Origin of the sequence: Bacillus sp. 5B6, from assembly GCF_000259405.1 — a bacterium.
Classification (GTDB): Bacteria; Bacillota; Bacilli; order Bacillales; family Bacillaceae; genus Bacillus; species Bacillus velezensis.
This window is the reverse complement of the sequence record NZ_AJST01000001.1, coordinates 303,613-330,238: the sequence shown is the minus strand read 5'-3', so window position 1 is coordinate 330,238 and position 26,626 is coordinate 303,613. Positions and strand designations below refer to the sequence as shown.

Annotated in this window: 32 protein-coding genes; 5 read left to right on the top strand and 27 right to left on the bottom strand. The window is 46.8% G+C overall.

Going from position 1 to position 26,626, the window contains the following annotated elements; genetic code table 11:
- Positions 1-105: 105 nt before the first annotated feature.
- Positions 106-555: a SprT family protein gene (locus MY7_RS01550; RefSeq protein ID WP_029326211.1), complete on the bottom strand. Its 450-nt coding sequence runs from the start codon at positions 553-555 to the stop codon at positions 106-108.
- 99 nt (positions 556-654) lie between these two features.
- On the opposite strand from MY7_RS01550, the gene cmpA reads away from it, so the two are divergent.
- The gene (gene cmpA, locus MY7_RS19480) at positions 655-768 is read left to right on the top strand and encodes a cortex morphogenetic protein CmpA (RefSeq protein WP_003156164.1); all 114 of its coding nucleotides are present in this window, start codon (positions 655-657) and stop codon (positions 766-768) included.
- A 9-nt stretch (positions 769-777) separates the two neighbouring features.
- Here cmpA and MY7_RS01545 read toward each other — a convergent pair whose 3' ends face one another.
- The 14 genes from MY7_RS01545 to acpS all read right to left on the bottom strand — a co-directional run bounded on the left by MY7_RS01545 (position 778) and on the right by acpS (position 11,550).
- Positions 778-2,937, bottom strand: coding sequence for a Tex family protein (locus tag MY7_RS01545; RefSeq protein WP_007609594.1), 2,160 nt, complete (start codon positions 2,935-2,937; stop codon positions 778-780).
- A gap of 72 nt (positions 2,938-3,009) precedes the next feature.
- On the bottom strand, positions 3,010-3,612 hold the full coding sequence (locus MY7_RS01540) for a PP2C family serine/threonine-protein phosphatase (RefSeq protein WP_007410234.1): 603 nt from the start codon (positions 3,610-3,612) through the stop codon (positions 3,010-3,012).
- Complete coding sequence (gene sigB, locus MY7_RS01535) at positions 3,612-4,400, bottom strand: RNA polymerase sigma factor SigB (protein ID WP_003156171.1); 789 nt, start codon at positions 4,398-4,400, stop codon at positions 3,612-3,614. Before sigB ends, MY7_RS01540 begins: the two co-directional genes overlap by 1 nt.
- A complete protein-coding gene (rsbW, locus tag MY7_RS01530) occupies positions 4,366-4,848 on the bottom strand; it encodes an anti-sigma B factor RsbW (protein ID WP_007609591.1) in 483 nt (160 codons plus the stop codon). Before rsbW ends, sigB begins: the two co-directional genes overlap by 35 nt.
- Positions 4,845-5,174: an anti-sigma factor antagonist RsbV gene (gene rsbV, locus MY7_RS01525; RefSeq protein ID WP_003156176.1), complete on the bottom strand. Its 330-nt coding sequence runs from the start codon at positions 5,172-5,174 to the stop codon at positions 4,845-4,847. Before rsbV ends, rsbW begins: the two co-directional genes overlap by 4 nt.
- Positions 5,175-5,237: 63 nt before the next feature.
- Positions 5,238-6,245: a PP2C family protein-serine/threonine phosphatase gene (locus tag MY7_RS01520; RefSeq protein ID WP_007609589.1), complete on the bottom strand. Its 1,008-nt coding sequence runs from the start codon at positions 6,243-6,245 to the stop codon at positions 5,238-5,240.
- An 11-nt stretch (positions 6,246-6,256) separates the two neighbouring features.
- Positions 6,257-6,658 carry an anti-sigma regulatory factor gene (locus MY7_RS01515; protein ID WP_003156178.1) on the bottom strand — a complete coding sequence of 134 codons (402 nt, stop codon included), beginning with the start codon at positions 6,656-6,658 and terminating at the stop codon, positions 6,257-6,259.
- Between the two features lie 2 nt (positions 6,659-6,660).
- Positions 6,661-7,026 (bottom strand): RsbT antagonist protein RsbS, encoded by a 366-nt coding sequence (gene rsbS, locus MY7_RS01510; RefSeq protein ID WP_007609584.1) that lies wholly within the window; start codon positions 7,024-7,026, stop codon positions 6,661-6,663.
- A gap of 4 nt (positions 7,027-7,030) precedes the next feature.
- Positions 7,031-7,852, bottom strand: coding sequence for an STAS domain-containing protein (locus MY7_RS01505; protein WP_003156182.1), 822 nt, complete (start codon positions 7,850-7,852; stop codon positions 7,031-7,033).
- 117 nt (positions 7,853-7,969) lie between these two features.
- Positions 7,970-8,320, bottom strand: coding sequence for a type II toxin-antitoxin system endoribonuclease NdoA (ndoA, locus tag MY7_RS01500; protein ID WP_003156187.1), 351 nt, complete (start codon positions 8,318-8,320; stop codon positions 7,970-7,972).
- 5 nt (positions 8,321-8,325) lie between these two features.
- Positions 8,326-8,607 carry a type II toxin-antitoxin system antitoxin EndoAI gene (gene endB, locus MY7_RS01495; RefSeq protein WP_003156188.1) on the bottom strand — a complete coding sequence of 94 codons (282 nt, stop codon included), beginning with the start codon at positions 8,605-8,607 and terminating at the stop codon, positions 8,326-8,328.
- A gap of 119 nt (positions 8,608-8,726) precedes the next feature.
- The gene (alr, locus tag MY7_RS01490) at positions 8,727-9,896 is read right to left on the bottom strand and encodes an alanine racemase (RefSeq protein ID WP_007609581.1); all 1,170 of its coding nucleotides are present in this window, start codon (positions 9,894-9,896) and stop codon (positions 8,727-8,729) included.
- Between the two features lie 116 nt (positions 9,897-10,012).
- Entirely contained in the window at positions 10,013-11,020 is a 1,008-nt protein-coding gene (locus MY7_RS01485; protein ID WP_007410230.1) for a LolA family protein, read from the bottom strand.
- Between the two features lie 164 nt (positions 11,021-11,184).
- Positions 11,185-11,550 carry a holo-ACP synthase gene (gene acpS / locus MY7_RS01480; protein WP_007609580.1) on the bottom strand — a complete coding sequence of 122 codons (366 nt, stop codon included), beginning with the start codon at positions 11,548-11,550 and terminating at the stop codon, positions 11,185-11,187.
- A gap of 92 nt (positions 11,551-11,642) precedes the next feature.
- Between acpS and MY7_RS01475 the strand changes: the two genes are divergently transcribed.
- Complete coding sequence (locus MY7_RS01475; protein WP_007609579.1) at positions 11,643-12,242, top strand: rhomboid family intramembrane serine protease; 600 nt, start codon at positions 11,643-11,645, stop codon at positions 12,240-12,242.
- Here MY7_RS01475 and MY7_RS01470 read toward each other — a convergent pair.
- The 5 genes from MY7_RS01470 to MY7_RS01450 form a co-directional block, all read right to left on the bottom strand.
- Positions 12,239-13,705, bottom strand: coding sequence for a PH domain-containing protein (locus MY7_RS01470; RefSeq protein WP_029326212.1), 1,467 nt, complete (start codon positions 13,703-13,705; stop codon positions 12,239-12,241). The genes MY7_RS01475 and MY7_RS01470 overlap by 4 nt on opposite strands.
- Positions 13,695-14,174 (bottom strand): PH domain-containing protein, encoded by a 480-nt coding sequence (locus tag MY7_RS01465; protein ID WP_007410226.1) that lies wholly within the window; start codon positions 14,172-14,174, stop codon positions 13,695-13,697. Before MY7_RS01465 ends, MY7_RS01470 begins: the two co-directional genes overlap by 11 nt.
- Before the next feature lie 115 nt (positions 14,175-14,289).
- Entirely contained in the window at positions 14,290-15,774 is a 1,485-nt protein-coding gene (gene cshA, locus MY7_RS01460) for a degradosome RNA helicase CshA (RefSeq protein ID WP_015239193.1), read from the bottom strand.
- Positions 15,775-16,104: 330 nt separating this feature from the next.
- A complete protein-coding gene (locus MY7_RS01455) occupies positions 16,105-17,475 on the bottom strand; it encodes a UDP-N-acetylmuramoyl-tripeptide--D-alanyl-D-alanine ligase (RefSeq protein ID WP_029326213.1) in 1,371 nt (456 codons plus the stop codon).
- A 76-nt stretch (positions 17,476-17,551) separates the two neighbouring features.
- Positions 17,552-18,637 carry a D-alanine--D-alanine ligase gene (locus MY7_RS01450; protein WP_003156199.1) on the bottom strand — a complete coding sequence of 362 codons (1,086 nt, stop codon included), beginning with the start codon at positions 18,635-18,637 and terminating at the stop codon, positions 17,552-17,554.
- Positions 18,638-18,790: 153 nt separating this feature from the next.
- Here MY7_RS01450 and MY7_RS01445 point away from each other — a divergent pair, with 153 nt between their 5' ends.
- Positions 18,791-19,108: a thioredoxin family protein gene (locus MY7_RS01445; protein WP_003156200.1), complete on the top strand. Its 318-nt coding sequence runs from the start codon at positions 18,791-18,793 to the stop codon at positions 19,106-19,108.
- Here MY7_RS01445 and MY7_RS01440 read toward each other — a convergent pair.
- Positions 19,105-19,998, bottom strand: a complete 894-nt coding sequence (locus tag MY7_RS01440; RefSeq protein WP_007609573.1) for a cation diffusion facilitator family transporter — start codon at positions 19,996-19,998, stop codon at positions 19,105-19,107. The genes MY7_RS01445 and MY7_RS01440 overlap by 4 nt on opposite strands.
- A 215-nt stretch (positions 19,999-20,213) precedes the next feature.
- Here MY7_RS01440 and MY7_RS01435 point away from each other — a divergent pair, with 215 nt between their 5' ends.
- Complete coding sequence (locus tag MY7_RS01435; protein WP_007609570.1) at positions 20,214-20,393, top strand: Fur-regulated basic protein FbpA; 180 nt, start codon at positions 20,214-20,216, stop codon at positions 20,391-20,393.
- Positions 20,380-20,526: a Fur-regulated basic protein FbpB gene (fbpB, locus tag MY7_RS18955; RefSeq protein WP_003156206.1), complete on the top strand. Its 147-nt coding sequence runs from the start codon at positions 20,380-20,382 to the stop codon at positions 20,524-20,526. Before MY7_RS01435 ends, fbpB begins: the two co-directional genes overlap by 14 nt.
- 26 nt (positions 20,527-20,552) lie before the next feature.
- Here the strand turns inward: fbpB and MY7_RS01430 are convergent, their stop codons facing one another.
- From MY7_RS01430 to dctP, 6 genes are all read right to left on the bottom strand, one after another.
- A complete protein-coding gene (locus MY7_RS01430) occupies positions 20,553-21,698 on the bottom strand; it encodes an acyl-CoA dehydrogenase family protein (RefSeq protein WP_007609569.1) in 1,146 nt (381 codons plus the stop codon).
- A 114-nt stretch (positions 21,699-21,812) separates the two neighbouring features.
- Positions 21,813-22,148: a hypothetical protein gene (locus tag MY7_RS01425; RefSeq protein WP_007609568.1), complete on the bottom strand. Its 336-nt coding sequence runs from the start codon at positions 22,146-22,148 to the stop codon at positions 21,813-21,815.
- Positions 22,149-22,242: 94 nt separating this feature from the next.
- Positions 22,243-23,010: an ABC transporter permease gene (locus MY7_RS01420; protein ID WP_007410217.1), complete on the bottom strand. Its 768-nt coding sequence runs from the start codon at positions 23,008-23,010 to the stop codon at positions 22,243-22,245.
- A complete protein-coding gene (locus MY7_RS01415; RefSeq protein ID WP_012116860.1) occupies positions 23,003-23,929 on the bottom strand; it encodes an ABC transporter ATP-binding protein in 927 nt (308 codons plus the stop codon). Before MY7_RS01415 ends, MY7_RS01420 begins: the two co-directional genes overlap by 8 nt.
- A 101-nt stretch (positions 23,930-24,030) precedes the next feature.
- Positions 24,031-25,080 (bottom strand): AI-2E family transporter, encoded by a 1,050-nt coding sequence (locus MY7_RS01410; protein WP_007410215.1) that lies wholly within the window; start codon positions 25,078-25,080, stop codon positions 24,031-24,033.
- 185 nt (positions 25,081-25,265) lie between these two features.
- Positions 25,266-26,522: a C4-dicarboxylate transporter DctP gene (dctP, locus tag MY7_RS01405; RefSeq protein ID WP_029326214.1), complete on the bottom strand. Its 1,257-nt coding sequence runs from the start codon at positions 26,520-26,522 to the stop codon at positions 25,266-25,268.
- Between the last annotated feature and the right edge of the window lie 104 nt (positions 26,523-26,626).

The following is a 26,626-nucleotide window of genomic DNA, read 5'->3' as shown; positions in this document are numbered from 1 at the left end:
CGACATATTGTGTCAAGAAGCAACATTTATTTTTTTAAGAAAGTGTCGTTGTCTCTCAACGACTTTTATAATTTAACATAGAACATTAAAATGAGTCAAGCCTTTTTAAAAAATTCTTTTGATTTTCCCTCTGCATTTTCCACAGGCATATCTTTCCGGGTTCATTGCCCGCTTCTTTATATACTGTTGGCCGCAAGCCGCGCATCTATACATATATGTTTTCTTTTGTGGCTTTTTGGTTTGCAGCGGCGTGCAGAATCTCGGCGCTCCGACTTTCTGAAGCAATTCTCTGAAGTCCTTGTCTCTGTGCTTGTACCCTTTTCCTTCAAGGTGAAGGTGGTAATGGCACAGCTCGTGTTTAATGATTCCTTCCAGCTCGCTCTGCCCGTGTTCGAGAAGATATTTTCGGTTTAATTCGATGTTATGGGAAGACAGCATGTACCGGCCGCCTGTCGTTTTCAGCCGGTCATTGAAAAAGGCCCGGTGACGGAACGGTTTTCCGAAATCTTGTGCAGAGATGTCTTCCGTCAGCTTTTGAAGTTGTTCGTTATCCATATGTGCACCCCGCTTTAAAAACATTGAACGGGACAATTCACCGTTCGCATACAATGAGTTAAAACCGACCTCTAACTAAAAGCTGAGGAGGAATGAGCCATGCCGAATTGGCTGATGAAACAAATGCAAAAAGCGTTTTTAGAAAAGGACAATTACCAAATCAAACTGCTGAACCAGTGCTGGTATTTCTACAGAAAAAAACACTGCTCGTAAGCAGTGCTTTTATTTTACCATAGACAGCGACACTCTGCCTTTTTGCACGTCCACCCCTTCGACCCATACGGTGACGATGTCCCCGACCGATACGACGTCGAGAGGATGTTTGACGTATTGATTGCTCAGTTTTGAAATGTGCACAAGCCCGTCCTGTTTGACGCCGATATCGACGAAAGCGCCGAAGTCTACAACGTTGCGGACGGTGCCCTGCAATTCCATTCCTTCCTTTAAATCCTCAAGCTGCAGAACGTCTTTTTTCAGCAAAGGCTTCGGTACTTCGTCACGAGGATCTCGCTCCGGCCTTGTCAGCTGCCCGCAAATATCTGCAAGTGTAATTTCCCCTATACCGAGCTCTTCAGCCGTTTCAGACAGCGGCAGTGCGCTTATTTTCTCTTTTGCGTCCGCGCTTCCGATCTGATCCGCAGTGAGCTGCAGTTTTTTGAGCAGCGCCTTTGTCTCTTTATAGCTTTCCGGGTGTATCCCGGTGCGGTCGAGCGGTTCCGGTCCCCCGGGCACTCTCAAAAAGCCGATGCACTGTTCATATGTTTTTGCGCCGAGACGCGGGATTTCTTTCAGCTCTTTGCGATTTGTAAATTTTCCGAGCTCTTCCCTTTTTTTAACGATATTACCGGCAACGGTTTTGGATAACCCGGCTACATATTGAAGCAGCGCGGCTGATGCTGTATTGACATTCACCCCGACTTGGTTGACGACGGTCTCAACGACAAAACGGAGTGATTCATTTAAATGCTTTTGGCTGACATCATGCTGGTATTGCCCGACGCCGACGGATTTAGGATCAATTTTTACAAGCTCGGCCAGCGGGTCCTGCAACCTCCGTGCGATGGAGACGGCGCTGCGCTCTTCGACCTGAAAATCCGGAAATTCTTCACGGGCGATTTCTGATGCGGAATACACGCTTGCTCCGGCCTCATTGACGATGACATAATAAATGTCCCGCTCTGTTTCTTTCAGCACATCAACGACGAATTGCTCTGTCTCCCGTGATGCCGTGCCGTTTCCGATCGCCACAACCTCGACTTCGTACCGGTCCAGCAATTCTTTGATTTTTTTCCGGGCTTCCGCTGTCTTTTTTACGGGAGCGTGCGGGTAAATGACGTCGATTTTCAGCACCTTTCCCGTCTCATCAACAACTGCCAGTTTGCACCCCGTACGGAAGGCCGGATCGACGCCGAGCACAACTTTCCCCTTCATCGGCGGCTGCAGCAGGAGCTTACGCAGGTTTTCAGCGAAAATATGAATCGCCTGCGCGTCTGCTTTTTCTGACAGCTCTTTGCGGATATCGCGCTCAATAGCCGGCTGGATCAGACGTTTGTAACTGTCCTCAATGGCTTCTTTCAGCGTTTCTTTCACAGGCGTTTCACGGTGTTTGATGATTTGCTTTTCTAAATAAGCTTTTATCTGATCGGCGGGCGGTTCGATCGCAATCTTTAAAATGCCTTCTTTTTCACCGCGGTTCATCGCAAGCACTCTGTGAGGAACGACCTTTTGGATCGGCTCTTCGTACTCGTAGTACATTTCATAGACGTTTTTCTCGTCATCTGCGGCTGACTTGCCTGTTGCGGAAGTGAGAATTCCTTTTTTATACGTTTCCTGGCGAATCCACTTTCTGAAATGAGGATCATCCGAGATTTGTTCGGCTATGATGTGCTTCGCGCCTTCAATGGCTTCCTCTCTTGAAGCGACTTCTTTTTCTGCACTGATATATTGATCAGCGATGTCGTGAAGGCGGTTTTCTTTCGGGAGAGAAAGAATATAGTCCGCAAGCGGTTCAAGGCCTTTGCTTTTGGCGACGGTGGCTTTTGTTTTCCGTTTTTGTTTGAAGGGACGGTATAAATCCTCGACTTCCTGAAGCTTGACCGCTTGTTCGATTTTTTGCTTCAGCCCTTCCGTCAGCTTGTCCTGCTCAGAGATCAATCTGATGACTTCTTCTTTCCGCTGCGTCAGGTTTTGTATGTATTGCCACCGCTCGGAGATTGCCTGAATCTGCACCTCGTCCATTGAGCCGGTCTGCTCTTTTCGGTACCGTGCAATAAACGGGACGGTATTGCCGTCTTCCAGCAGGCGGATGACACTTTCGACATGTTTTTGGGATAACGCTGTTTCTTCAGCAATTTGTTTTTTCAAAAGGACTAACGTTTCCATATCACAAAAGCCTCCATCTCTTCATTCTTTCTCTAGTGTATCAAAAAACGGCGGAACATAAAAAAAGCAGCCTTACGATAAAAGCTGCCCTAGAATATAGGTCAAATCATCACGTCTGGATGTTGTGTACGGATGAAGTGATTTTGATATATCTTCTATTGAGTGTCCCTGCTTTAAGCAGGTGCGGATATGCGGAACCTCAAGCCCATCCGTGTAGATGATGAACCTCGCCCCTTTTTCGTATGATGACGTATACGTTTTGTATCTTTGCGGTTTGCCTGAGAGGTAACCCGAAATCGGCAGCGGATGAAAGACTTCGCCTGATGGGGAGTGCAGGAAGAAACGGACATTGCCGATCGAGCAGTATGTCAATTCCCTTTTGATGAAATTGATTTTTAAGATGGAGGCAGTCGCCCCTCTTTTGTTTTTCATCGCTTGATTGCAGCGCTCAATGATGCTTTCCACATCCTCATCCGCATACGTTTCCACGATGTCTTTAATGGCTGACGAGGATTCGTTGGCAAGAGATCCGCTGCCGAGACCGTCCGCTACCGCGCAAACTAATTCTTCTTCATTCGCCTTCATAAAAAAGCTGTCGCCGCATATGGACTTGCCTTCTTTATTTAATTGGTATACAAGAGTTTGAACATGTTCATTTTCTTCAACCTGAATCATTACATTAGCTCCATGGAGGGATCTCCAATCAAGGCCTCTCTCAGTTTTTTCACCGCTTTCCGCTGCAGGCGCGAGACGTGCATTTGAGATATTCCGAGAATGTCCCCTGTTTCTTTTTGGCTTTTATTTTGCACAAATGTTAGATCGATAATCTGTTTTTCGCGGTCGGACAGCACATGAAGCACGCTTTTGATCATCATCTGCTGGTTGACGCGTTCGTATCCTTCCTCCTGCGAACCGACGATATCTAAAATCGTGACGGTGCTTCCGTCCGCATCCGCTTCGATGCTGTGATCGACAGACAGCGCCTGATAGCTTTTTCCCATCTCCATCGTTTCAAGCACTTCCTCTTCTGACACATCGAGAAAGGCTGCGATTTCTTCGACTTTCGGCGACCGCTGCGTCTCTGTCGTCAGCTGATCCACCGCCATTTTAATGCGCGGCCCGAGTTCTTTAATCCGTCTCGGGACGTGTACGCTCCATGTTTTATCTCTGAGGAAGCGTTTGATCTCGCCGATGATGGTCGGAATCGCAAATGCTTCAAAGGATTTGCCGACCTCGGGATCATACCGTTTAATGGCTCCGAGAAGTCCGATCATCCCGACCTGGCGGAGGTCTTCATGAAAGCTTTTTCCTTTTGAATATTTCTTTGCCAGCATTTCGACGAGATTGGTATACACCTCGACGAGTGTTTCCTGGGCTTCTTTATTATCATGTGTTTGAAAGTCGCGTATGAGCCGATCAACTTCATCTTTAGTTAGTTTCGTAGTTTTTGATGGTTGTGCCATGATCAACTCGCTCCCCATTTAAATACTTTGTCATCGCCACGGTTACGCCAGAGTTGCTTTGAACTTTGACTTCATCCATGAGCGTTTCCATTAAATACAGACCGAGCCCTCCTTCTGACAATTGATCGACTGTGTGCGAAGGTGTGTACGGCCCGAGATCCTGCTGCTTCTGATCAAAATCAAAGCTGTCTCCCTGATCGGCGACAATGACCTCCAGCCGATCTTCAAACACACCGAACCGCACGGATACTTCTCCCTTATTTTCATCGTTGTATGCATGCTGGACAGCGTTTGTACAAGCTTCGCTGACAGCGATTTTTAAATCTTCAATGTCATCATAGGTATAGCCCATTCTGCTTGCGACACCTGATAACGTAAGCCTGACGATTCCTACATATTCCGGTTCGGCCGGAATTTTCATCTCTATATAATCAACTGATGTACTCATTGCACGCCACCTTCTGACTTTGCCGAAATGTCGATGATGTCCTTAAGCCCCGTAATTTCAAACAGACGGACGAGCCGGTCGGAAAGATTCTCAAGCTTCAGAGAGCCGCCTTCCTTGCTCACCGTTTTAAACACGCCTACAAAAACGCCTAAACCCGTACTGTCCATATAATTTACATCTTTTAAGCAGATTCTCATGTCCTTCCCCTCGTTTGCCAGGGGCATCAGCTTTTCACGAACCACCGGAGCTGAGTATACATCGATTTCTCCAGCGATATTGATTTGTATATCTGAAAGATTCTCCTTCATATCTACCGTTAAATTCATCGTATCACCTCTGAAAGTTATCCTTACTCGTGCTAATGGCTTTTTACCCGTGCTGCTGTTTTTTTAAACCTTTCTTTTCAAAACAATTAACGTAAAATCGTCATGAAGCTGAAAGTCCTGGAGTCTCAGCAGGCTGTCGTAAATATTTTTGACCATATCCTGCGCGGAGCAGTCCATATGTTCTTCCAGCATGCGCTGAATGTCGCTGCGTTCTAAGAAACCGTTTTCGGTACGGCATTCGGTGACGCCGTCAGAAAAAAGAACGATCATGTCTCCTTCGTCCATGTGCTGTTCATATTGGCTGTAATCAAAATCCTGAGAAATTCCCAGCACCAATCCTTTTGCCTCCAGATCATAAAACTTTTTTTCTTTTTCAGAGTAGTAGAAGCCCGGTTCATGCCCCGCAGAGGCATATGTAAATTGGTGATTTTTCGTATTGTAGTTTGCGTAAAACATGGTGATAAACATGCTTGAGTCCACGTTCTGTTCTACAACGCGGTTAAGATTTTTCAGCACTTGGGAGGGGTGAATGCCGGTCTCCGGAAGAGAGTCCATGGCATACTTGATCATCGACATGCACAATGCGGCGGGTATTCCTTTTCCGATGACATCGGCTATCGCGATGTTAATCGATTCCTTGTCTTTGACAAAGTGATAATAGTCCCCGCTCATCTGTTTGGCGGGGACGCTGATTGCCCCGATATCCAGGTCTTCTTCTTCAGGAATTTTTGTGCCAAGCAGCGTCTGCTGAACATTTGCGGCAATTTCAATTTCTGAACGAAGCTCCTGCTGGATATCTCTCAGACTTTGATGTTCCTGATAAGCCATCCCGTAGCCAATCATGACTTCTATTAAAAAATCCAGCGAATGAAAAACATCTTCCGGCAGATCCGGATACAGTTCCTTTACTACTTTTCGGTGGATGCTGATGATCTCCTCCGGAGGAACCTGATGTTCAATCGTTTTTCGGCTGAATTTTTGGGCTTGATATAAAGATGTTTCTGTTAATTCGGCTATATATCGGCTAAGCAGCTGATGATACCGCTGCTCTATAACCTCCCTGAAATCCACGTTCTAACCTCCTACCGAAGCCATTTCACGGCTTGAATCTCTGTTCCTTCCTCTGCAACAGATTGCAGGCTGAATTCGTCCATCAGCCTTTTGACGCCCGGAAGGCCCGCTCCCAGTCCGCCTGACGTTGAAAAGCCGTCTTCCATCACTTTACGGATGTCGGGGATTCCGGGTCCTTTGTCTTCTGCTATAATTTTAAGGCCTTTTTTCCCTCTGTCGTTTACTTGTTCTATGCTGACCTGGCCCTTGCCTGCATATAAGTAAATGTTTCTGGCCAATTCTGAGATAGCCGTCGTGATTCTGGCCTGGTCCACCGTGCCGAAGCCTAATTCCTTCGCAACGTTGCGGCCAAGCTGTCTGGCGGCTACGATATCCCATTCTGTCATGATTTTCACACAGGATTGGTCGTTCATCGCTATTCCCCCAATTCCCGCTTCAATGTCTCAAGCCCTTGCTCTAAATCGAGCGCTGTTTCGATTTCCTCAAGTGAGATTCCGAGTTCAATCAATGTGACCGCCACAGCCGGCTGAATTCCCGTCAATACGACATTTGCGCCCATCAATTTAGACATGGTGATGACGTCGCCGAGCACTTTCGCGATAAATGAATCGATCATGTCAACGGATGTCAGGTCAATGACGACCCCGTTTGCGCCGGTTTCATAGATTTTGTTCAGCAGATCTTCTTGAAAATGCAAAGCTGTCTGGTCGTCAAGTTCCCATTGGATGGATACCAATAAGCAGTTATACAGTTTCAGGATCGGGATTTTTGGATGTCTCACAATGTTATTCCCCCAATGAAACGATTTTTCGATTTGTCATTTCAAGCGCTGTTTGAATTCCTTTTTGAAGGGTATTCTTCGTAATAACCTGCGACAAATCAATTCCCAGATTAACGATCGTCTGCGCGATTTCCGGACGGATTCCGACGAGCAGGCATTTCGCGCCGACAAGCCGCACCGCTTCCGATGCCTGGATAATATGGTGCGCCACCATCGTATCAACGACCGGCACGCCCGTGATATCAATTAATACAACCTGTGAACGGTGCTTTACGACGCCGTTTAACAGATTTTCCATAATGTGCTTTGCGCGCTCCGTATCAATCGTCCCGACAAGCGGCATGACCGTTACATGCTCAAATACCGGGATCAGCGGAGCCGACAATTCCTGAAGCGCGATTTTTTGCAAAGTAACCGTTTTTTCCCAGGAGATAGAATACTGATTTAAAATTTCCGTGTTGATCGGATTGAAAAAGCTGTCTATTTCCAAAATCAAATCTGCTCTGTCCTGATCGGCCATATTAAGGTCGACCATCGTTTCGTAAAGCAGTTTCCAAAACTCTGACAGGGTGGCTGAAAGAAGTTTCAGTGACAGGCCGAGCTGAACGGCGCGCAGTGCGAGTTCACTGATCTGCTCTTCCGTAGCCTCGTCATTTTTAGTCGATAATAAAAGAATGTCTATATAGTCTTTACAAATATTTTCACATATGTGATTCGTAAGCTGATAGTCTTCCTGATTGCCTACTTCTTTTAGTTTGGCTGTCCAAGTATCAAGCAGTTCATCATGCTGATCAATGATGAACTGGTACACTTTCTGATTCGACATGGGTTTCACTGACCTCCCGACACAAAACAACAAATTTTGTTTGATTATCTCTTTATTATAGCGCTTATGTTTTTCGAAAACAAAAAAAGTTGCTCCATATGAGCAACCAAAATATGACTAAAAATCAATGAGTGCCAAACTGATTTGCAAGGCTTCATCAACCTTATCCATCATTTCATCATCCAGATGAGTTATTTTATCCGTTAATCTTTGCTTGTCAATCGTCCGAATTTGCTCCAGCAAAATAACGGAATCTCTTTCAAAACCGTAGCGTTTTGCATCAATTTCGACGTGGGTTGGTAATTTCGCTTTCTGTATTTGGGCTGTTATGGCTGCAACAATAGCAGTCGGGCTAAAGCGATTTCCGATATCATTTTGGATCACTAAAACCGGGCGTACGCCGCCTTGCTCTGAGCCAACAACAGGAGATAAATCAGCAAAATAAACATCGCCGCGCTTTACAATCAAAATGATTATCCTCCGCTGACTAAGCGCTCAACGGTCGTTTCTGCTTCGCACTCAGCATAGTGAGCCTCAGAAGAGATATTCAAGTTGATTTTCGCCATTTCCATATACCCGCGTCTCATCAAATCACGGTTATGGCGAGTTGTCCGTTCGCTGACATACGCTCTCACTGCTTGTGATATCAGTTCGTTTCTGCTTCGTTTCTCCCGCATCGCTACACCATCCAATTCAGCTACTAAGTTTTCAGGCAAGCTGATTTTCATTTCGGTTCTTGCGCTGGATTCAGACAAAAAACATACACCTCCACCAAACTTACGGATACGACCAATACATCCATCCAGACATAATGATACCATTATTCAAACGTCAAGCAAAGCTGTTTTATAAATTCTCTTTTTCCGGATGACGGCTACTTGTTTGTATTATCTTGCAGTAAAGGATTTCTTACTTCCATTATACTCTCATTTTCCAAAAACATACGGGGAACGCGGGAACTAATGGTACAAGGGACCTCGTAATTAATCGTCCCAAGCCGCCCTGCGATTTCATCCATCGTGATCGTTTCTTCCTTCTGGCTGCCGATCAGGGTGACTTTGGTGCCCGGCGGATAAGATTGATCTAATTCGACCATCATTTGATCCATGCAGATTCTTCCCGCGATGTTCATCCGTTTGCCTCCGATCAGCACAGACGTGCCGCTCAGCTTGCGGAGCCACCCGTCCGCATAGCCGATGGGAACCGTTCCGATCCATTGATCCTTCTCTGCCGTATATGTTGCGCCGTAGCTGACGCTTTCCCCTTTGCGGATCTTTTTCACATGGGATAAAACAGAGTGCAGCGCAAAAGCCGGCTTTAATTGAAACGGAATTTCGCTTTGGATGTCAGCAGAAGGACGAAGCCCGTACATACTGATGCCGAAACGAACCGCGTTAAAGAAGCCTTTTTTAAGACGAAGTCCGGCAGCGCTGTTCGCGCAGTGCACCATCAATTCTTTTAAAGGAAGCGGAGCGATCAATTTTTTAAAGCGGTCAAACTGGAAGAGGAAATAATCTCTGTTTTTCTCATCCGCAGTAGCAAAGTGGGTGAATACGCCTTTACAGACTAAACCGGGATTTTGGCTGAGGATTTTTAACACGCTTTGGATTTCTTCCTCCGTTTTGACTCCGAGTCTGTTCATGCCGGTGTCGACTTTCAGATGAAACGGCACTGTTTCACTTCCGAGGTGGCGCGCAGCTTCCTGAAGCCATTCAACAGAATACCCCGTGAGTGTTACGTCATACTCGGCAGCTGCTTGTACATATTCGGGCGGCACGGCGCCAAGCACGAGAATCGGCGCTGTAATGCCCCGTTTTCTCAATGAAATTGCTTCATCCAGTATGGCTACGGCAAGACACGAAGCACCCGCTTCAAGCGCGGCTTTCCCAACTTCCAAATCTCCGTGGCCGTAAGCGTTCGCCTTTACAACCGCCATGAGATGGACGTTTTGCCCGATGTGTTTTTTCATATGCGTGACATTTTCTTTAATCGCGGACAGGTTGATTTCCGCCCACGTTTCTCTGTAAAAGGATGCTGTGTTCACTCGATACACTTCCTAGCATTATTTTCAATTCATATTGTTATTATCATACTAAAATTATTCTGCAAAGTGAAATGGAATCAAAAAAGAGACCGACAGCAGCGGCCTCTTTTTTGACGTTATTTTGACGACTGTCCCTGCATGCTTTTGGCGGCGGCCACCATTTCATCTTTTGTCAGATCCTGTGATGACAGAAGATAATCCACTCCGTCATATGTCCACGTTAAAGACGTATCAGATAATGCGGCCACCGTGAAGCCGAGATTAACCGGTTCGCCTTTCAGCGTGACGGCAGAGGCGGCTTTTGCGATATGGGCTTTTTCTTGAATAAGGGTGAATGATTTTTCTCCGCCGTAAGTCATGACGATCCGTTTGCCATCCGCCGTTGAAATATCTTTCTCTTCAAGCTTTTTGACGCCGGCCGGCACTTGAAGCGGTGTTTTGACCGCAAATGAATCAGACGGTTTGGCGCTTGTGGCGACGTCCATCTGGGAAAGCGTCATATTTTTCTTCTCGTCAAAAGAGTCTTTATCAAACGGCTTGTTGAATTCAAAGCTTTTGAATTCGACTTTTACCATCACTTTCCGGTCTGTATCCATGACTTTGACGAGCGATGGGCTCATGTCCTTTTTGTTGAAAGTGATTTCCTGAGTCGGCAGCATTTTGTTGTGCTGATAGTTTGTTTTTGTTTCAAACGTGTACTTTTTATCTTTGGCGGAATAGACGGCGTCTTTGTCATGCTGCACGTCCTTTACAAGTGACTCAAACAAATATACTTGGCTGCTGTTATTCGGCCAGTCGCTTTGGAAGCGGAAGCTCTTATTTAGAGACGGCGTGAGGACAAAGACTCCGTTGGCGTTCCGTAAGATGACTTGGTTTTGGTCTTTTTTCGGATTTTCCAAATAGACCCGGTACAGGGAAGGTTTTTTATGCCAGATTTCCACATTGTATACTTGCGGATCACTCCCCGTTTCGATGGTCATTTTGGCTTTCGCTTTGTACGAGGTGTATTCTTTCGCCTTCTTATCTAAACCGTTCACGATATCTTCCTGTGATTTTTGGCCGCAGGCCGAAAGAATAAGGACGGCAAGCAGTCCCGTTAAAAGCAAAACAAAGCTTTTTCTCACCTTTTTTCAACCCCTTCTTCTCAATTGATGTAAAGGGAAGAAATCGCTTGTTTGACTTTAACGGTACGCCCTGAACGGACGGACGCGTACCATAAAAGCCTCAAACAACTTGTCTCCCTTAATGCACTATCAAATATATGAAGGGGTTCCGGCTAATATGCAGACTAGCGTGACAACCTTTCAATCACGACCTGTGCCGCGGCGTATTCTTTTGTATGGGTAATGGAGACGTGAACCGCCGCGCCGTCAAGCTTGGCGCAGGCCAGCACAGGCTTTCCCGCCGTATCGTTTCCGGTTTCAATATCCTGAAAGCTGAGCTCTTTGCCGATACCTGTGCCGTATGCTTTCGAAAAAGCTTCTTTTGCCGCAAATCTTCCCGCGAGAAATTCAATTTTCCTTTTGTCCGACAGCAATGTAAAACGGGCGTATTCAGCCTCCGTCAATATTCTTTGCGGAAACCTCGCCTGCCGGCTGAGCATGTTTTCAATTCTGTGCAGTTCAACGATGTCGATTCCGATTCCGAAAATCATGTGAATTCCTCCTAAAAGTCCGTACTAAAAAACGGTTTATGTCATAAACGTGTTACTATATATGTAACAAATCAGATGCAAAGGGGCTTGCGATGTTTATACGAACGGAAAATTTCCAGACTTTTATCAGACGTTATCCGGCCGTCAGCTGTATCTTGGCGCTGCAGGCGTTCTTGTGGCTGTTTTTCAGTATGCCGCTTCATTCCGTCATGATGTGGTCAGATGCTGTGACCGGCTATAATTACGGCGTTTCCTCGGGAGAATGGTGGCGGCTGGTGACACCGATGTTTTTACACGCGAATTTCACTCACCTTTTGTTTAACTCCATGTCTCTCTTTTTATTCGCGCCCCCGCTTGAGCAGATGCTCGGAAAAGTCCGTTTTCTGATTGTGTACATCGCATCGGGCCTCATCGGCAATATCGGCACGTATCTTGCCGAACCGCTTGATTATGTGCATGTCGGCGCATCCGGCGCGATCTTCGGACTTTTCGGCGTGTATGTGTTTTTGACTGTTTTCCGCAAGGAGCTGATCGGCCGGGATCAGTCGAAAATGATTATGACCCTGCTTATCATCGCGGTGCTGTCGACGTTTATCAACTCTAATATTAACATTATGGCGCATTTGTTCGGACTGGCAGGCGGATTTTTGCTTTCCTTTTTATGCGTGCAGCAAAAAAAGCGGCGGTATTAACCGTCCGCTTTTTCATATGAATACCAGCGCCCGATGCGTTCGGCATCTTCCTCGCTGACATCCTTCAGCATGACATGCTCCATGTGGTGAGCTGATTTCACTGCGGTAGCCACAGATGCGAGCCGCCTTCTTTTTTGCAGAAAGGAGCGGCTGACTTCAAACATCTGCATTCTTCTTCTCAGCATAATCGTGGTCGTCTTCCCGATAAGCCTCGTGGTGATCTGAAGCCTGCCGCCGTTGATGCACCATGACGCTGTCCTAAACGAGGCATATCCAAGCACTATTTCGACGGGAAGCACAAGGAGCGATGCATATCCCCACGGTTTAAACAGAATACAAAGCGGGATGATCACGAAAACCGAGAAGATTATGGATCGGAATAAATACCGGCGCAGCGCCCTTTTCGGCAAATGATTCCGGTTTTCTTCCAGCACGTAATCCGGTGTGAAACCGTTCAGCATCACACCGAGCTTTGATTTGCGGATGATCGGAAACAGAATCGTCTGTGCTCCTTCTTTCTCATTCCCCGCACTGCCGGCGCTGACAATCGCAACCGTCGCGTATCCGAATAATTGCCGGATCACATTTTCTTTCATTTTAATGGCTTGGATTTTACGGAGCGGGATCGTCACTTGATGTTTTTCAATAATTCCTCTGGTAATGACCAATTCGTGTTCTTTTTTTTCTATCTTAAAGTTGGCATGCTTGATCATCATACCGGCGATGCTTAACAGCCAGGCGATGAACAATCCTATGAAAATGATCACGGCGTATATGCCGATGCTCGCATGCTTGAGAAAGGAAAACCTGTCATAGAGCCAGTCCATCGGAAGTACTTCATCAATCTGAGAAAAGAGGGCGAATACCGCTGAGATGATGACACCGATTCCCCCGGATGTTGAGGCGGCCATAAGCAGCTCACCTACAGACAGGCGGTAAACGGATTGCACATCTTCCCCGCGCATCGGCTCCTGCTCTGCTTCGGTCTCCCCTCGTTCTTCTTGCTCCGCTTTTTGCTGAAAAACAGCCGCTCTGATCCGTTCCGCCTCTTCCACAGTAATGGCGGATAAGACGGCCTCGGCGTTTTTCCCTTCGCCGGCTGTTTCGATTTGAAGCTTAACAAGCTTAAAAAGCTGCTGAATGATGCCGGCACTCGTATTCATTGATTGAATCCGGTCAATGGAGATGTATCTCTTTTTCGTAAAAAACAAGCCTTCTTCAATTCTGAATTCTCCGTCCTCAATCCGGTATGTAAATTTTCTCCACTCGATCACACTTGCCGTAATCAGCCAGATAAGCAGGACGGCGAGCGCAATGCCTCCGTAAAAGCGGATGAAGTGGTTGGAGTTTACAATATAGACGAGAAAAAATGGCAGAATAATGTTTTTAATGGTTTCGATAATAGTATGGAATAAGTTCAAAATCACGGCCGCCGGGTGCAGACGTTTCGGCTCAGACATCATCTTCCGTCACCCTTGCCAGGCGGGAAATGGAATCCCTCAGCCGGTCAGCTTCCTCCATATCAAGCGCCGGAATGGAATGAACGGTTGCCGCCGTGGAGATTTTGACTGAGGCCAGACGATACCTTCTGAGGAGCGGGCCTTGTGAAGTATCTACGTGCTGCACCCTCACCATCGGCACAATGACCCGTTTGACAATAAAAATGCCGGATTGAATATCAATTTCATTTTCATGGACTTCATAGCGCCAGATCCTGTGCCTGATTTTCGGTATGGCATAGACGGATATCACTGAACCGAATATCCAAATGATGCCGAGGACTCCGGTGATCCAATACGGCCAATGGAAGAAATGGCTTAAAACAGCTGCTGCTATAACGGCCAGAAGACAGAAGGCGGACAGGATGATTTCCTGAAGACGCCAGACTTTTAAGCCGCTTGGACTGATTCGATTTTTTGGCTGTGCTCTCAACATACCTACCTCCCATTTTTTATCATACATACAAATACGGCTGATTTGCAAAAAAGATTCACTTTCCGGCATATCAAAAAAAGCGGACCCCGTAAAAGGGTCCGCTTCCTGTGTTTTAGTATGATTTTTTCTGGCGTCTGTCACCTGAAGAACGGCGGTCGCTTGAGCGTTTTTTATCGTAGGAAGAACGGTTGTTGGTTTTCCCTTTGCCGCCGCGGTAGCCGCCGCCTTGGCCGTCTCTGCGCTTAGAAGTACGCTGGTTTTTATAGCGTTTGCTGACCATCGGCGCTTCATCAGTGAGGCGTACAGGCGTGCTGTCCGGCTCTTTTGTCGCCATTTTAATGGCTGCAGCCACAACTGTCACTGCATCATGATCTTCTAACAATTCCGCAGCTGCCGTCATGTAGAAGTTCAGGTTGTTTTCGCTGATCGCCGTGCGCAGACGGTCAACCGTCACCTGCTGCTGTCCTTCTAATGCTTCGTCAAGCGTCGGCTCTTTCATGCGGTCCATTTTGCGTTTTGTCGTTTGTTCAATCGCGCGAAGCATGCTTTTCTCACGCGGTGTGATAAACGTCATCGCCATACCCGTTTTTCCTGCACGGCCCGTTCTTCCGATACGGTGAACGTAGCTTTCAGGATCTTGAGGCACGTCAAAGTTGTAAACGTGGGTAACGCCTGAGATATCAAGTCCGCGGGCGGCAACGTCAGTCGCTACAAGCACTTCGATCGCACCTTCTTTAAACTTGCGGAGCGCTACCATACGTTTCGCCTGCGTTAAGTCGCCGTGAATTCCTTCAGCCGCATATCCGCGAAGGTTCAGGGCTTCAGCAAGCTCATCGACACGGCGTTTCGTACGTCCGAATACGATCGCAAGTTCCGGAGACTGAATGTCAAGAAGACGAGTCAGGGTATCGAATTTTTTGCGCTCCTGCACTTCCAAGTAGAACTGCTGAATGTTGGACACAGTCATTTCTTTCGCTTTTACTTTTACGTGTTCCGGCTCAGTCATGAAACGCTCTGCGATCCGTTTGATCGGCGCAGGCATTGTTGCTGAGAATAAGAGCGTTTGGTGGTCGCTCGGCACGTTTGAGAGAATGGATTCAATGTCATCAATGAATCCCATATTCAGCATTTCATCAGCCTCATCCATGACAACCGTGTTCACGTTGTTTAAACGGATCGTGCGGCGGTTGATATGGTCAAGAAGACGCCCCGGCGTACCTACGATGATATGCGGGTTTTTCTTCAATGCGCGGATCTGACGTCCGATATCCTGGCCGCCGTAAATAGGCAGTACTTTCGCACGCTTATCTTGTCCGATTTTATATAACTCTTCAGATACTTGAATGGCTAATTCACGGGTTGGCGCGATTACGATTGCTTGAATATTAGGAGACTCGGGGTTCATTTTTTCAACAAGGGGTATACCGAACGCAGCTGTTTTACCTGTACCTGTTTGCGCTTGTCCGATGACATCTTTATTTAAAAGTCCGAGCGGAATCGTTTGTGCCTGGATCGGTGTTGCTTCTTCAAATCCCATACGATTGATTGATTTCATGAGATCAGAACTTAATTGGAAATCTTGAAACGTTATAGTCAAATTATTCAAACTCCTTCTGATTGCTGTTTCAGTAATGTCGTGATTTACCACTAAAAACCGCCCTTTCATCCAAAGGACAGGATCATACGTATACAAAGCCCGAATTACTTTACGTTTAATCTTACCATTACACTATGTGTTTTTCAATAAGGCGAGATGGTCAGGCGGCCGGAAGCGGCCTGACCGAATTCTTCCCGCGAACGAGGCCGGCCCCCGTGCCGGACGGGATTTCCCAGCCGGCGGTCTTTCTTTTTCATACGGACAGAATTATTTCACCATGAATTAGTTTCTTCATTTTTGTATATTTTTATAATGCTGATCAGTATTTTTTCAGTTCTTCTCTAATAAATCTTTAACGATTTCTTCGAGCTTCATACCTCTCGATGCTTTAAACAGAAGGAGATCGCCGGAAGCGGCCATTTCCTGTATGGCGTGAAGCAGTTCTTTTTTGTCAAGATAATGGCTGACGCGCCCTTCTTCAAAATGCCGGCGCGCTCCGTCAGCGATGAATGCGCCGAGTGTGCCGTAAGTAAATACATGGTCGATTTCCGCCGGATTGACCGCAGCTCCGCATTCTTCGTGGAATGCTTTTTCTTCATCACCAAGTTCAAGCATATCACCGAGCACGAGCATTTTCTTCCGATAGCCTTTCATCGTTTCAATTAATTCTACCGCCGCTTTCATTGACGTCGGGCTCGCATTATACGCGTCGTTTACGATCGAGATGCCGCTGTCCGTTTTGACCAGTTCCAATCTCATCCCCGTCACCTTCAGGCGGCTCAGTCCCAGAGCGGCATTTTCCGGCGTAATGCCGAAATAGATGCCGGCGGCGTATGCGGCCATGGCATTCATCACATTATGTCTGCCGAGAACGGGAATGAAGAAAGAACGGTCGATCCCGTCGATATTAAAGTACGTGCCTTCTTCCGCCTGTTTTATTTCTTTCAGGCGGAGATCATTGTCCGCGCCTGCGCCGTATGTCGTTGTCCGGCAAGTGTACGCCTTTTGGCGGAGCAGCGGCTCATCCCCGAAATAAAACAGAACGCCGTCTTCCCGAAGTCCGTTTATAATTTCAAGTTTCGCCTCCGCAATTCCTTCTCTTGAGCCTAAATCCTGCATGTGGGATTCGCCGATATTGGTAATGACGGCAGCTTCCGGTTCAGCAAGACGGCTCAGAAAATCAATTTCGCCTCTCCCGCTCATTCCCATTTCTAAAACGGCGATTTCTGTATCTTCAGGCATGGCAAGCACAGTCAGCGGCAGGCCGATATGATTGTTGAAATTGCCGGCAGTTTTGTGAACGCGGTACTGCGTGCCGAGAACGGCGTGAAGCATGTCTTTCGTTGTCGTTTTTCCGTTGCTCCCGGTCACCCCGATAACCCGTGTGCCGAGCTCTTCCAAATAAGCTTTTGCCAATGTTTGCAGCGCCTCCAGCGTGTCATCGACCAGGATGACAGCACGCTCTTCCGGCGGATTCGGTTCAGAGCGGTCCCACAACACCGCGGAAACGCCTTTTTCGAATGCTTGCGGCACAAAGGTGTGGCCGTTAAAATGCTCGCCTTTTAAAGGAATGAACAGCTGATTTTTTTCCAAAGTCCGCGTATCGGTTGCGGCTCCCTCAATCATTGTTTGTTCAAATACGGGATTTGTCAGTGTGCCTTTGACCATGTCTGCGATTCGCTTTACAGTTCGCTTTATCAAAGGTGGCACCTCGCTTTCTGAAAATGTTGTCTGTTACGGGAAAAGACACTGCCCCTTCAGGCAGTGTCCGTCTTCATTAAAATGTATGTTTAATCAGCTGTTTTTCGGCATGGCGTTCTTTTGCCAGCTCAACCAGCTGTTCGATCAGATCACTGTAATCTACGCCTGCTTCTTTCCAAAGCAGCGGGAACATGCTGAATGGCGTAAAGCCCGGCATTGTGTTCACTTCGTTAATGAGCACTTGACCGTCATTGGTCAGGAAGAAATCGGCGCGGACAAGGCCTGATCCGTCAATCGCTTTGAAGGCTTTAATCGCCATCTCGCTGATTTCCGCATATTGTTCATCCGTCACTTGCGCGGGAATCATTAAATCCGTGTCGCCGTCTTCATATTTCGCCTTGTAATCGTAAAAGTCGGTTTTCGGCGCGATTTCACCGACGGCGGAGCATTTCGGTTCGTCATTTCCGAGTACGCCGATTTCGATTTCTCTTCCGGCGATTCCTTCTTCCACCACAATTTTCCGGTCATACTCAAAAGCCAGTTCGAAGGCTTTTTCAAGCTCTTCACGGTTTCGGCATTTGCTGATTCCGACGCTTGATCCGAGGTTCGCCGGTTTGACGAAGCACGGATATCCCAGCTCCTCTTCAACCTGCTGTAAGCAGCTGTCCGGCGTCTGTTTCCAGTCCTTTTTTAAGAAAGCGGCGTACTTCGCCTGCGGAAGCCCCGCTTGAGCGAACAAATGCTTCATGATGACTTTATCCATGCCGGCTGATGATGCAAGCACCCCGTTGCCGACATAAGGAACGTTCAGCAATTCCAGCAGACCCTGAATGGTGCCGTCTTCACCGTTCGGTCCGTGCAGAAGCGGAAATACGACATCGATCGGCGCCTTTTCGTCAGGCGACGCTTCAGGAAACATTTCCCGGTTCAATGCTGATAGAGCGAAACTTTCACCGTTTTGTTCCAGCTGAAGCATTTTCACGTTGGAAACCGGCTCAGTCAGCAGCGGGCCTCTTTGCCATTCTCCTTTTTCAGTGATGTAAATCGGATGTATATCAAACTTCTCAGTATTAAGCGCTTTTGTTACAGCTAATGCTGTCTGCAGCGATACATTGTGTTCGGCTGACTTTCCGCCGTACACCAATCCTAGACTTGTTTTCAATGGATATTCCCCCCACAACAATTCATCTTTACTATCTTATCACTTTCCTCAGAAAATGATCTAATTATTTTTGGGCATTCTGAATGTGAAAGCATTTGTATGTAATTCCTTTTTATTTTATATTAAAATGGCATGGAAAAGGAGATGTGTCATATGAAAAAAATCAGTACAACAGAACAATTTAATGAACTTATTCAATCCGACAAGGAAATCATCGTGAAATTTTTCGCTGACTGGTGCCCTGACTGCACGCGCATGAATATGTTCATCGGCGATATTTTGGAAGAATATAATCAAAATGATTGGTATGAGCTGAACAGAGACGAGCTCCCTGAGCTTGCCGACAAATATCAGGTAATGGGCATACCAAGCCTTCTGATCTTTAAAAACGGTGAAAAGAAAGCGCATCTTCACAGCGCAAACGCGAAAACGCCCGAAGAAGTCACAGAGTTTTTATCACAGCATATTTAATTCGTTTCACGATCTTTGTTTATGACTTCAGGCTCTACATGAACATGGACATGAGTCACATCATGTTCATGTTTTATTGCATACTCGACTTCATCGGCTACTTCATGGCCTTCTTTCACAGACAGTCCCGGATCTACCGTAATGACTATTTCCACATGAACCGTGCTCCCCAAATACCTTGCTTTCACATCCTTCAGCCTGCTGACCTCTTTTATTTCTTTCACCGTGTGTTTATACGGCTCCAAATCTTTCAGATCAAACCCGTCCGTCAATGAGTGGGAAGCATCTTTGAAGATGTCCCATGCCGTCTTACAGATGATGATTCCGATCAGAAAAGCAATGACCGGATCAATCCACGGCAGATGAAGCCGGGCCGTTAAGACGCCTATAAACGCCCCAATACTGACATAGGCGTCAGAACAGCTGTCTTTCGCCGCCGCATGAAGCGCAGAACTTTTAACCCGATCCGCAAGACGGCTGTTATATACATACATGCCGTACATTACAATCGCGCTTCCGAGCGCCGTCCATGCCGCAATGAAGCTCGGCTCGGCCTTCGTTCCGCTGACAATCGCCTTTGCTCCTCCGATCAGCACTTCAATACCGACCGCCATCATAATAAAAGACGCAATTAATGAAGAAATTGTTTCAGCCCGATAATGTCCGTAGGCATGATCACTGTCCGCGGGGCGCTGGGAAATCCGGAGCCCGATCAGCACAGCCAGTGATGCGACAATATCCGTGGCATTATTTAACCCGTCCGCTCTGAGCGCTTCAGAATGATAAATAAGACCGATCACCAGTTTGACGGCGGCAAGGATGAGGTACGCGGCGATATTAAGAATCGCGCCTTTCTCACCCTGTTTTAAGTTTGCCGTTTGATCATTCATGTAAGGACTCCTCCATTCTCATTCATAGTATGGATGGAAAAGGTGAAAAATAGCAGTATTGATCTGTCAGAATCAAATCAATTCGACAGCATTATTCCCCGGGAAACTTTTTGTCGAAAAATTGGCGGTATTTTTCCTTTACATATGAATATGCCCATTGTATACTTTCATTAATTGATAATGATTCTCAATATCATTTGATTAGGAGGGTAATCATGAGGTCTTCTCCTCAGCTCAGATCATCAGTTGAAGGACGAAAAAAACATCTGATCCATTTGCTGATCAATAACGGAATATACAAAAAGTCGGAACGGCATTTATATGAATTATCGCTCGGAGAATTAGAAAGCGAATACAAATATGTTAGGAAGGTGCAGGCTCATGGCGAAACGTAAAATAAAAACATACGAACAGCTGATAAAAGAAAACAAGGCGGCCATTATGAATAATCAAAAGCTGATGAATGTGATCTATGACAGAATTGACCGCAAGCATCAAAAACTGCTCCGGCACAACAGCCATACATAAAAAGAGCCTTTTTCAGGCTCTTTTTTTTATTGCTCAAAGGCTTCCGCCGCTAATTTGCCGATGACCGCATCGTCCATCGGCGGATTGTGAAGGCCGGCCCGGGCATCCCGATAATACCGCTGAAGCGGATTGTTTCGCTCAAGGCTTTTTGCGCCGGTGATTCTCATTGCTTTATCAACAACAGAAAGGACGGCATTTGTCACAATATGTTTTGCGGCGCCGAGCTCACTTTTGATGAAAGGGCGGCGTTTCGGGTCATCATACATTTGCGCCGCCGTGAAGAGAAACTGTCTCGCTTTTAACAATTCGAGCTCCATTTCCCCGACACGCTGCTGAACGGCCGGCACGTCTTTAATCGGTCCGTTCAGGCTGTTCGGCGAATATTCGGATGCAAACCGGACGGCATAGTCCCTTGCCGCTTGAGCGATACCCAGATAAGCAGCGGGAATGTGAAGCAGCCAGCCATTCACTTTCGCCGCTCTCGGCCCGCTGATAAGCTCCACAAGCCGCTCGTCACTGACCGTGACATGATCTAAAAGGAGATCATGGCTTCCGGTCGCCTTCATGGCAATCATATCCCATGTTTCTTCGACCAAGACGCCTGCCTGATCTTTATGAATGAGAAAAACACCGGTCGTTTGTTTTTCTTCAATCCATGCCGTCACAAGCATATAATCCAAAGTCAGCGAAAGGGTTGTAAAGGTTTTTCGGCCGTTCAGCACCCATTTTCCGTCTTTTTTGACAGCGGAGGTGCCGGGTCTTCCTCCCCTCGTCGGACTGCCGGTCTGCCGTTCCGTCGCTGCCCTGTTCAGGACAGCTCCCTTTTTCACCTCTTCTGTGATAAATGAAAAGACATCTTCATCCCAGCTGTTTCCTTCTCCGAGCTCACCCATGACGGATAAATGCCAGCCGATTCCGAGAGCCACGGCCGCGTCTCCCCGCGCCAGCCGTTCCTGAAACAGCACCATATCATAAACGGAAATGCCTGCACCGCCGAATGCCTCAGGTACTGTTAACGCCGTATATCCTGCGTCGCGCAGTCTTTGAATTTTCTCAGCGGGAAAACGGCCCGCCTCATCATCAAGCGCGGCTGTTTTTTGAAATTCGTCTGCAAGCAGGCCGATTTTTTCCATCCATTCCCTCTGCCGTTCATTCTGTATCCATAAAGACACTGGAATCCCCCCATTATAATTCCGATAAAGTTAATAAGTATTATAGAGATTCAAGTCTCGTTTCGCAACTGTGAGGCTGTACAAAAAAACACGCTATTCCATGGAATAGCGCGTTCAGACTGCTTCCGGGCCGCGGTCCTGCTTGAGCCCGAGATAAATCAGCATATATGTGAGATAACCCATCGTCATCACAAGCCCGCCAAAGAAAAAGCTTGAAAAAATCGGCTCTTCAAACGCGGTAACCGCCGCAAGCACGATCCAGCTTGCATACAAGTAGATGATGAAATAACGGAATCCCGTCTTCAATTTATATAAGAGAAACAGCCCCACTGTAGAAAACAATCCCAGCGCAAGTCTGAAATAAACAAGATGTTCGAATTGGAACATGAATGACACAAAGGAAAAACTAAGCAATAACACAATCGGTAATGCGGTAATAAAATTTCTCAAGTGAGCACCTCCGTCATTACCTTTATTATAAATCAAAATAGCATAAATTATTGATTTATCGTGATCTTTTTCACAAAAATGTCATTCCTTTACTTCATACCCGAACATCGCGTTTGCAAAAGCTCCACCAAGCGACGGCTAAGAAGAATACGATATGGATAATGATAATGCCTGCGGAAAATAACGGCGTCATTCCCGCAAACAGCGGTTTCGCCCCGCTCATATATTGCGTCAGGTCAGTATTTGCGAACAGCAGAAAACTTCCCCATTTGTTTTGGAAGAGCGACATAATCGTCACGAGTGATTTTGCGCCGTACAGCACGATAAATGACAAAATGACGGCCGTTGCGCTGTTTCGGAATACAGAAGAACACAACAAGCCAAAACATGCCATCGCAAACGCCTCGACCCAGTTCGTGCCGATTACTTTCAGGGTGTTCATAAGAAGCGTCCCTGATTCAGATGTCACCGACACACCGAAGAAAGCCATGCCGAACAGCAGAGACAGAATATAGTACGCCGCATACAGGTACAAGCTGACCAAAAATACGGTAATGAGTTTAGATACAAAAATCCGCTCCCGCTTTACCGGGCGGATTAACAGAAATTTGATCGTTTTCTTATCAAATTCAGCGGAAATGATCGTTGCCGCGATCACGATTGTTAATGCCTCAAGCAGAATATTCAGCCCGGGCGCGTACGCCATATAGCCGATGAAATTCTCATCCGTTCCGGAACTGATGACAAGCCGTTTAATGACAAGCGCCATAATAAATTGGAGAACGGCCATCAGAATCAGCGCCACTAATGAGACTTTTCGGTTAAAGAGCTTCATATGCTCATTCGCTGTCAATTTAAACATTCGTCTCCCCCTCCTCTTGAAGCGCCGTCGTCACTTTCATGAATTCATCCTCCAGCGATTCCGCATACGGCATGATGGAATACACGAGAAAGTCTTGTCCGACGAGCGCACGGTTTAATGCCGGGATGTCCTTCTTCGCTACGGTGACGGTAATGCCCCCGCCGTTTTTCTCAGGAGCAAATTGCTGTTGGGACAGCCATTCGAAGGCTTCGTCAGCCGGCTGAATGTCGAGGACGGCTTTTTCTTCTTTTTCCTCAGCGCCGCGCAGAACAACCTCTGTTTTGATCTCACCTTTTTGAATGATGATGACACGGTCGCAAAGGTCCTCCACTTCACGCAATAAATGCGTCGCAAAAAGGATGCTCGTCCCTTCAAGCTCCGCGAGTTCCTTTAAGTGATCGCGGAAATCCTTCATTCCGCCGGGATCAAGCCCGTTTGTCGGTTCATCTAAAATGAGCAGATTCGGACGGTGAAGAATGGCCTGCGCAATCCCGAGACGCTGACGCATACCAAGGGAATACGTTTTAACTTTGTCATGAACGGCGTTGGTGAGCCCGACACGCTCGATGACTTCCTGAAGCCTGTCCTCTTTGATGTTTTTGTGCATGTTGGCAAAGTGCTTCAGATTTTCCCACCCCGTCAGGTACGGGTAGAATTCAGGATTTTCCACGATCGCTCCGACGGATTCAAGCGCTTTTTCGAAATCAGCATCGTGCTGAAAGCCGTTAATTGTAATCGTGCCGCTGTTTTTCTTTAAAAGACCGACGATGATTCGGATAAGTGTGGTTTTTCCCGACCCGTTCGGACCGAGCAAACCGATGATCTCGCCCTGCCTGACATCCATGCTGATGTTTTTTAAAATGTGCTTTTTGCCTATTGTTTTGTCAAGGCCTTCAATATGTAAAATCGGCTCAGTCATACAGCCTTCCTCCTTTTTCACAAAAAATAAACAGTGCCCGTACATAGGCACTGTCTGCATTATAACATTAGTCATATATTCGTGAAGAGCCGGAGCCGACGTTATGTCTTATCCGGGACCGGTCCGTTTTTTTCCTTCTCTTCATTATTGACGACATCCAGAATATCAAGCAGGAACACAAAAATCGGAATTCCGATAATCAAGCCCCAGATACCGAAGAAATGTTCCGAGAAAATCAGAACCGTAAAGGTAAAAAAGATCGGCAGTTCCGTTTTCGCTGACATCAGTTTCGGATTAAGGAAGTACGTCTCAATCGCATGGATGACGAAAATGACCAGCACGATGTAGATGACATACGCTGCGCCGCCCGTCGTATACGCGATGATGCTGAGCGGAATGAGCGAAATCACCACACCCGCCACGGGAATGAGCCCGAGGAAAAAGACCATGATTGAAAGGCCGAACAGCTGCGGAAAATGCAGAATCGCCAATGCGATCAAGGTGAGGATACAGTTCACCAGCGCGATAATAAATTGGGCTTCAAGCACTTTGCCGAATGTTCTCGCAAATTTGCTGCCGAAATAAGCAAGTTCGTAGTAAAAAACAGACAGCTTGCTGTGCTGAAATTTTTTCATAAACTCCGTGAGCCGCTTTTTCTCGAACAGGAAAAACATGCTGAGAATCAGTGACATCACGACCTGCAAACCGAAAGTGCTGATATCGGCCAAGTATGTATACAGTACATTAAAACCTTCTTTTACATAGGAACCGATATTGATATCGCCGAACACGCTCGATATCTCATCATAAAACGGAATGACATCGGGATGATACGCGATGTGCTTGATCTGCTTAATCAGCTGTTCAATCTGCTTGGCAACAATCGGGTAAAAGACAAAGCCTCCGACAGTCGCCCCGACAGCCAGCGCAATATATAAAACGGTGATGACCACCCTCTGGCTGATCCGGAAAAAATGGTTCAACACGTGCCGGATGACAGTCTCCAGCCGATCCATCAGAAAAGTAAAAATAAACGTAAGCAAAATCAAATTAATCATACTTCGGAATACAACTAACACCCCAGTCAAAACAAGAAAAACGGAAAAACGTCTGACACCCGGATGCTGAAAAAATTTAAAAATAGCCGCCATTTATACACTCCTGCTAGGACAAAAAGCCCTTAGATTTCATCTTTCACTCTCTAATTGTAAATTATATAACAAAATGACGCTAAGGTCTTTGTCCACCTCCTAATAAATTTAAACAAATTTATCTTTTTTACTCATGGAGGCCGAAAAAAAGAACGGCATGCCCGATGCATGCCGTTCCTTTCCTTTTATACCGCCGCTTTCATTTCTTTTACGGCCTGTGTGCTTTTCGTTTCGTCAAACTCATTTTCGCTCTTGGCTACGATGATGGTGGCGATTCCGTTTCCGATCAGGTTGACGATCGCCCTTCCTTCACTCATAAAGCGGTCGACGCCGAGGAGCAGCGCCAGTCCCTCCAGCGGGATAACCTGAAGCGCCGATAAAGTGGAGGCGAGTACGATAAATCCGCTTCCGGTTACGCCCGCCGCGCCTTTTGATGTCAGCATCAGCACGAGAATGATCGTAACCTGCTGGCCGATGGTAAGGTCAACGCCGAACACCTGCGCCAGAAAAACCGTCGCCATGGAAAGATAAATCGAGGTGCCGTCCAGGTTAAAAGAATATCCCGTCGGAATGACAAGGCCGACAACCGATTTGGAACAGCCGTAACGCTCCATTTTATCCATCATCCGCGGAAGGACGGACTCAGAAGAGCTTGTGCCGAGAACGATGAGCAGTTCATCTTTAATAAAACGGAGATAGTTCCACAAGCTGAAACCGAATAGTTTGCAAATGATATTCAAAGCGACAAATACAAACAGGAACATCGTAACGTATACAGACAGCATCAGACTCGCCAGCGGCTTGATGGAATCAAGGCCGAAGTGCCCGATCGTATAGGCCATGGCCCCGAATGCTCCGATCGGCGCCGCGCGCATGATGTAGCCGATGATTTTGAAAAAAACGTGCGACAGTTTATCAAAGAAATCAATAATGCTTTTGCCTCTTTCACCGAGCGCCGCCAGGCCGACACCGAATAAAACAGAAAAGAATAAGACCTGAAGAATGTCGCCTTTTGCGAAAGCGTCAACCATATTTGACGGAACGATGTGAGTGATAAACTCAATCCAGTCAATCCCCTGTCCCCCGTTTTGGGTGTACTGAGAGACATCCCCTTTTTCAAGCTTGCTGTAATCAAGCCCCTCACCGGGTTTCATGATATTGACGACCAGAAGTCCGATAATAAGGGCGATGGTGGTCACGACTTCAAAATAAATAAATGCTTTTCCCCCGACTTTGCCGACTTTTTTCATGTCTCCCATCTTGGCGATGCCGAGCACGATCGTCAGGAATATGATCGGTGCGATAATCATTTTTACCGCATTGATAAATGTATCACCGAGCGGCTTCATCTGCTTCCCGGCCTCAGGCCATACGAGTCCGACAATGACGCCGATGATCACCGCCGTGATGACCTGCACCGTAAGATTTTTGAAAATTTTCATCCCTACTCCCCCTTGCCTCTCGCTGCGTCTATAATAAAATGATAGCGTTTTCATACAAAGAGGGGAAGCTTATGATCATAACGGACATTTTGGTCTTTTTGGTC

Excerpts from the sequence above, each read along its gene's own strand:
- MY7_RS01410 (WP_007410215.1), bottom strand. The coding sequence starts at position 25,080 with ATGGCGGCTATTTTTAAATTTTTTCAGCATCCGGGTGTCAGACGTTTT.
- MY7_RS01515 (WP_003156178.1), bottom strand. The coding sequence starts at position 6,658 with ATGAACGACCAATCCTGTGTGAAAATCATGACAGAATGGGATATCGTA.
- MY7_RS01435 (WP_007609570.1), top strand. The coding sequence starts at position 20,214 with ATGAGGTCTTCTCCTCAGCTCAGATCATCAGTTGAAGGACGAAAAAAA.
- MY7_RS01420 (WP_007410217.1), bottom strand. The coding sequence starts at position 23,010 with ATGTTTAAATTGACAGCGAATGAGCATATGAAGCTCTTTAACCGAAAA.
- MY7_RS01445 (WP_003156200.1), top strand. The coding sequence starts at position 18,791 with ATGAAAAAAATCAGTACAACAGAACAATTTAATGAACTTATTCAATCC.
- dctP (WP_029326214.1), bottom strand. The coding sequence starts at position 26,522 with ATGAAAATTTTCAAAAATCTTACGGTGCAGGTCATCACGGCGGTGATC.
- MY7_RS01415 (WP_012116860.1), bottom strand. The coding sequence starts at position 23,929 with ATGACTGAGCCGATTTTACATATTGAAGGCCTTGACAAAACAATAGGC.
- MY7_RS01505 (WP_003156182.1), bottom strand. The coding sequence starts at position 7,852 with ATGTCGAATCAGAAAGTGTACCAGTTCATCATTGATCAGCATGATGAA.
- sigB (WP_003156171.1), bottom strand. The coding sequence starts at position 4,400 with ATGGCACAACCATCAAAAACTACGAAACTAACTAAAGATGAAGTTGAT.
- acpS (WP_007609580.1), bottom strand. The coding sequence starts at position 11,550 with ATGATTTTCGGAATCGGAATCGACATCGTTGAACTGCACAGAATTGAA.
- MY7_RS01470 (WP_029326212.1), bottom strand. The coding sequence starts at position 13,705 with ATGATGTCTGAGCCGAAACGTCTGCACCCGGCGGCCGTGATTTTGAAC.
- MY7_RS01545 (WP_007609594.1), bottom strand. The coding sequence starts at position 2,937 with ATGGAAACGTTAGTCCTTTTGAAAAAACAAATTGCTGAAGAAACAGCG.
- rsbV (WP_003156176.1), bottom strand. The coding sequence starts at position 5,174 with ATGAATTTAACGGTAGATATGAAGGAGAATCTTTCAGATATACAAATC.
- MY7_RS01475 (WP_007609579.1), top strand. The coding sequence starts at position 11,643 with ATGTTTATACGAACGGAAAATTTCCAGACTTTTATCAGACGTTATCCG.
- fbpB (WP_003156206.1), top strand. The coding sequence starts at position 20,380 with ATGGCGAAACGTAAAATAAAAACATACGAACAGCTGATAAAAGAAAAC.
- MY7_RS01440 (WP_007609573.1), bottom strand. The coding sequence starts at position 19,998 with ATGAATGATCAAACGGCAAACTTAAAACAGGGTGAGAAAGGCGCGATT.
- MY7_RS01540 (WP_007410234.1), bottom strand. The coding sequence starts at position 3,612 with ATGATTCAGGTTGAAGAAAATGAACATGTTCAAACTCTTGTATACCAA.
- MY7_RS01550 (WP_029326211.1), bottom strand. The coding sequence starts at position 555 with ATGGATAACGAACAACTTCAAAAGCTGACGGAAGACATCTCTGCACAA.
- cmpA (WP_003156164.1), top strand. The coding sequence starts at position 655 with ATGCCGAATTGGCTGATGAAACAAATGCAAAAAGCGTTTTTAGAAAAG.
- rsbW (WP_007609591.1), bottom strand. The coding sequence starts at position 4,848 with ATGAGTACATCAGTTGATTATATAGAGATGAAAATTCCGGCCGAACCG.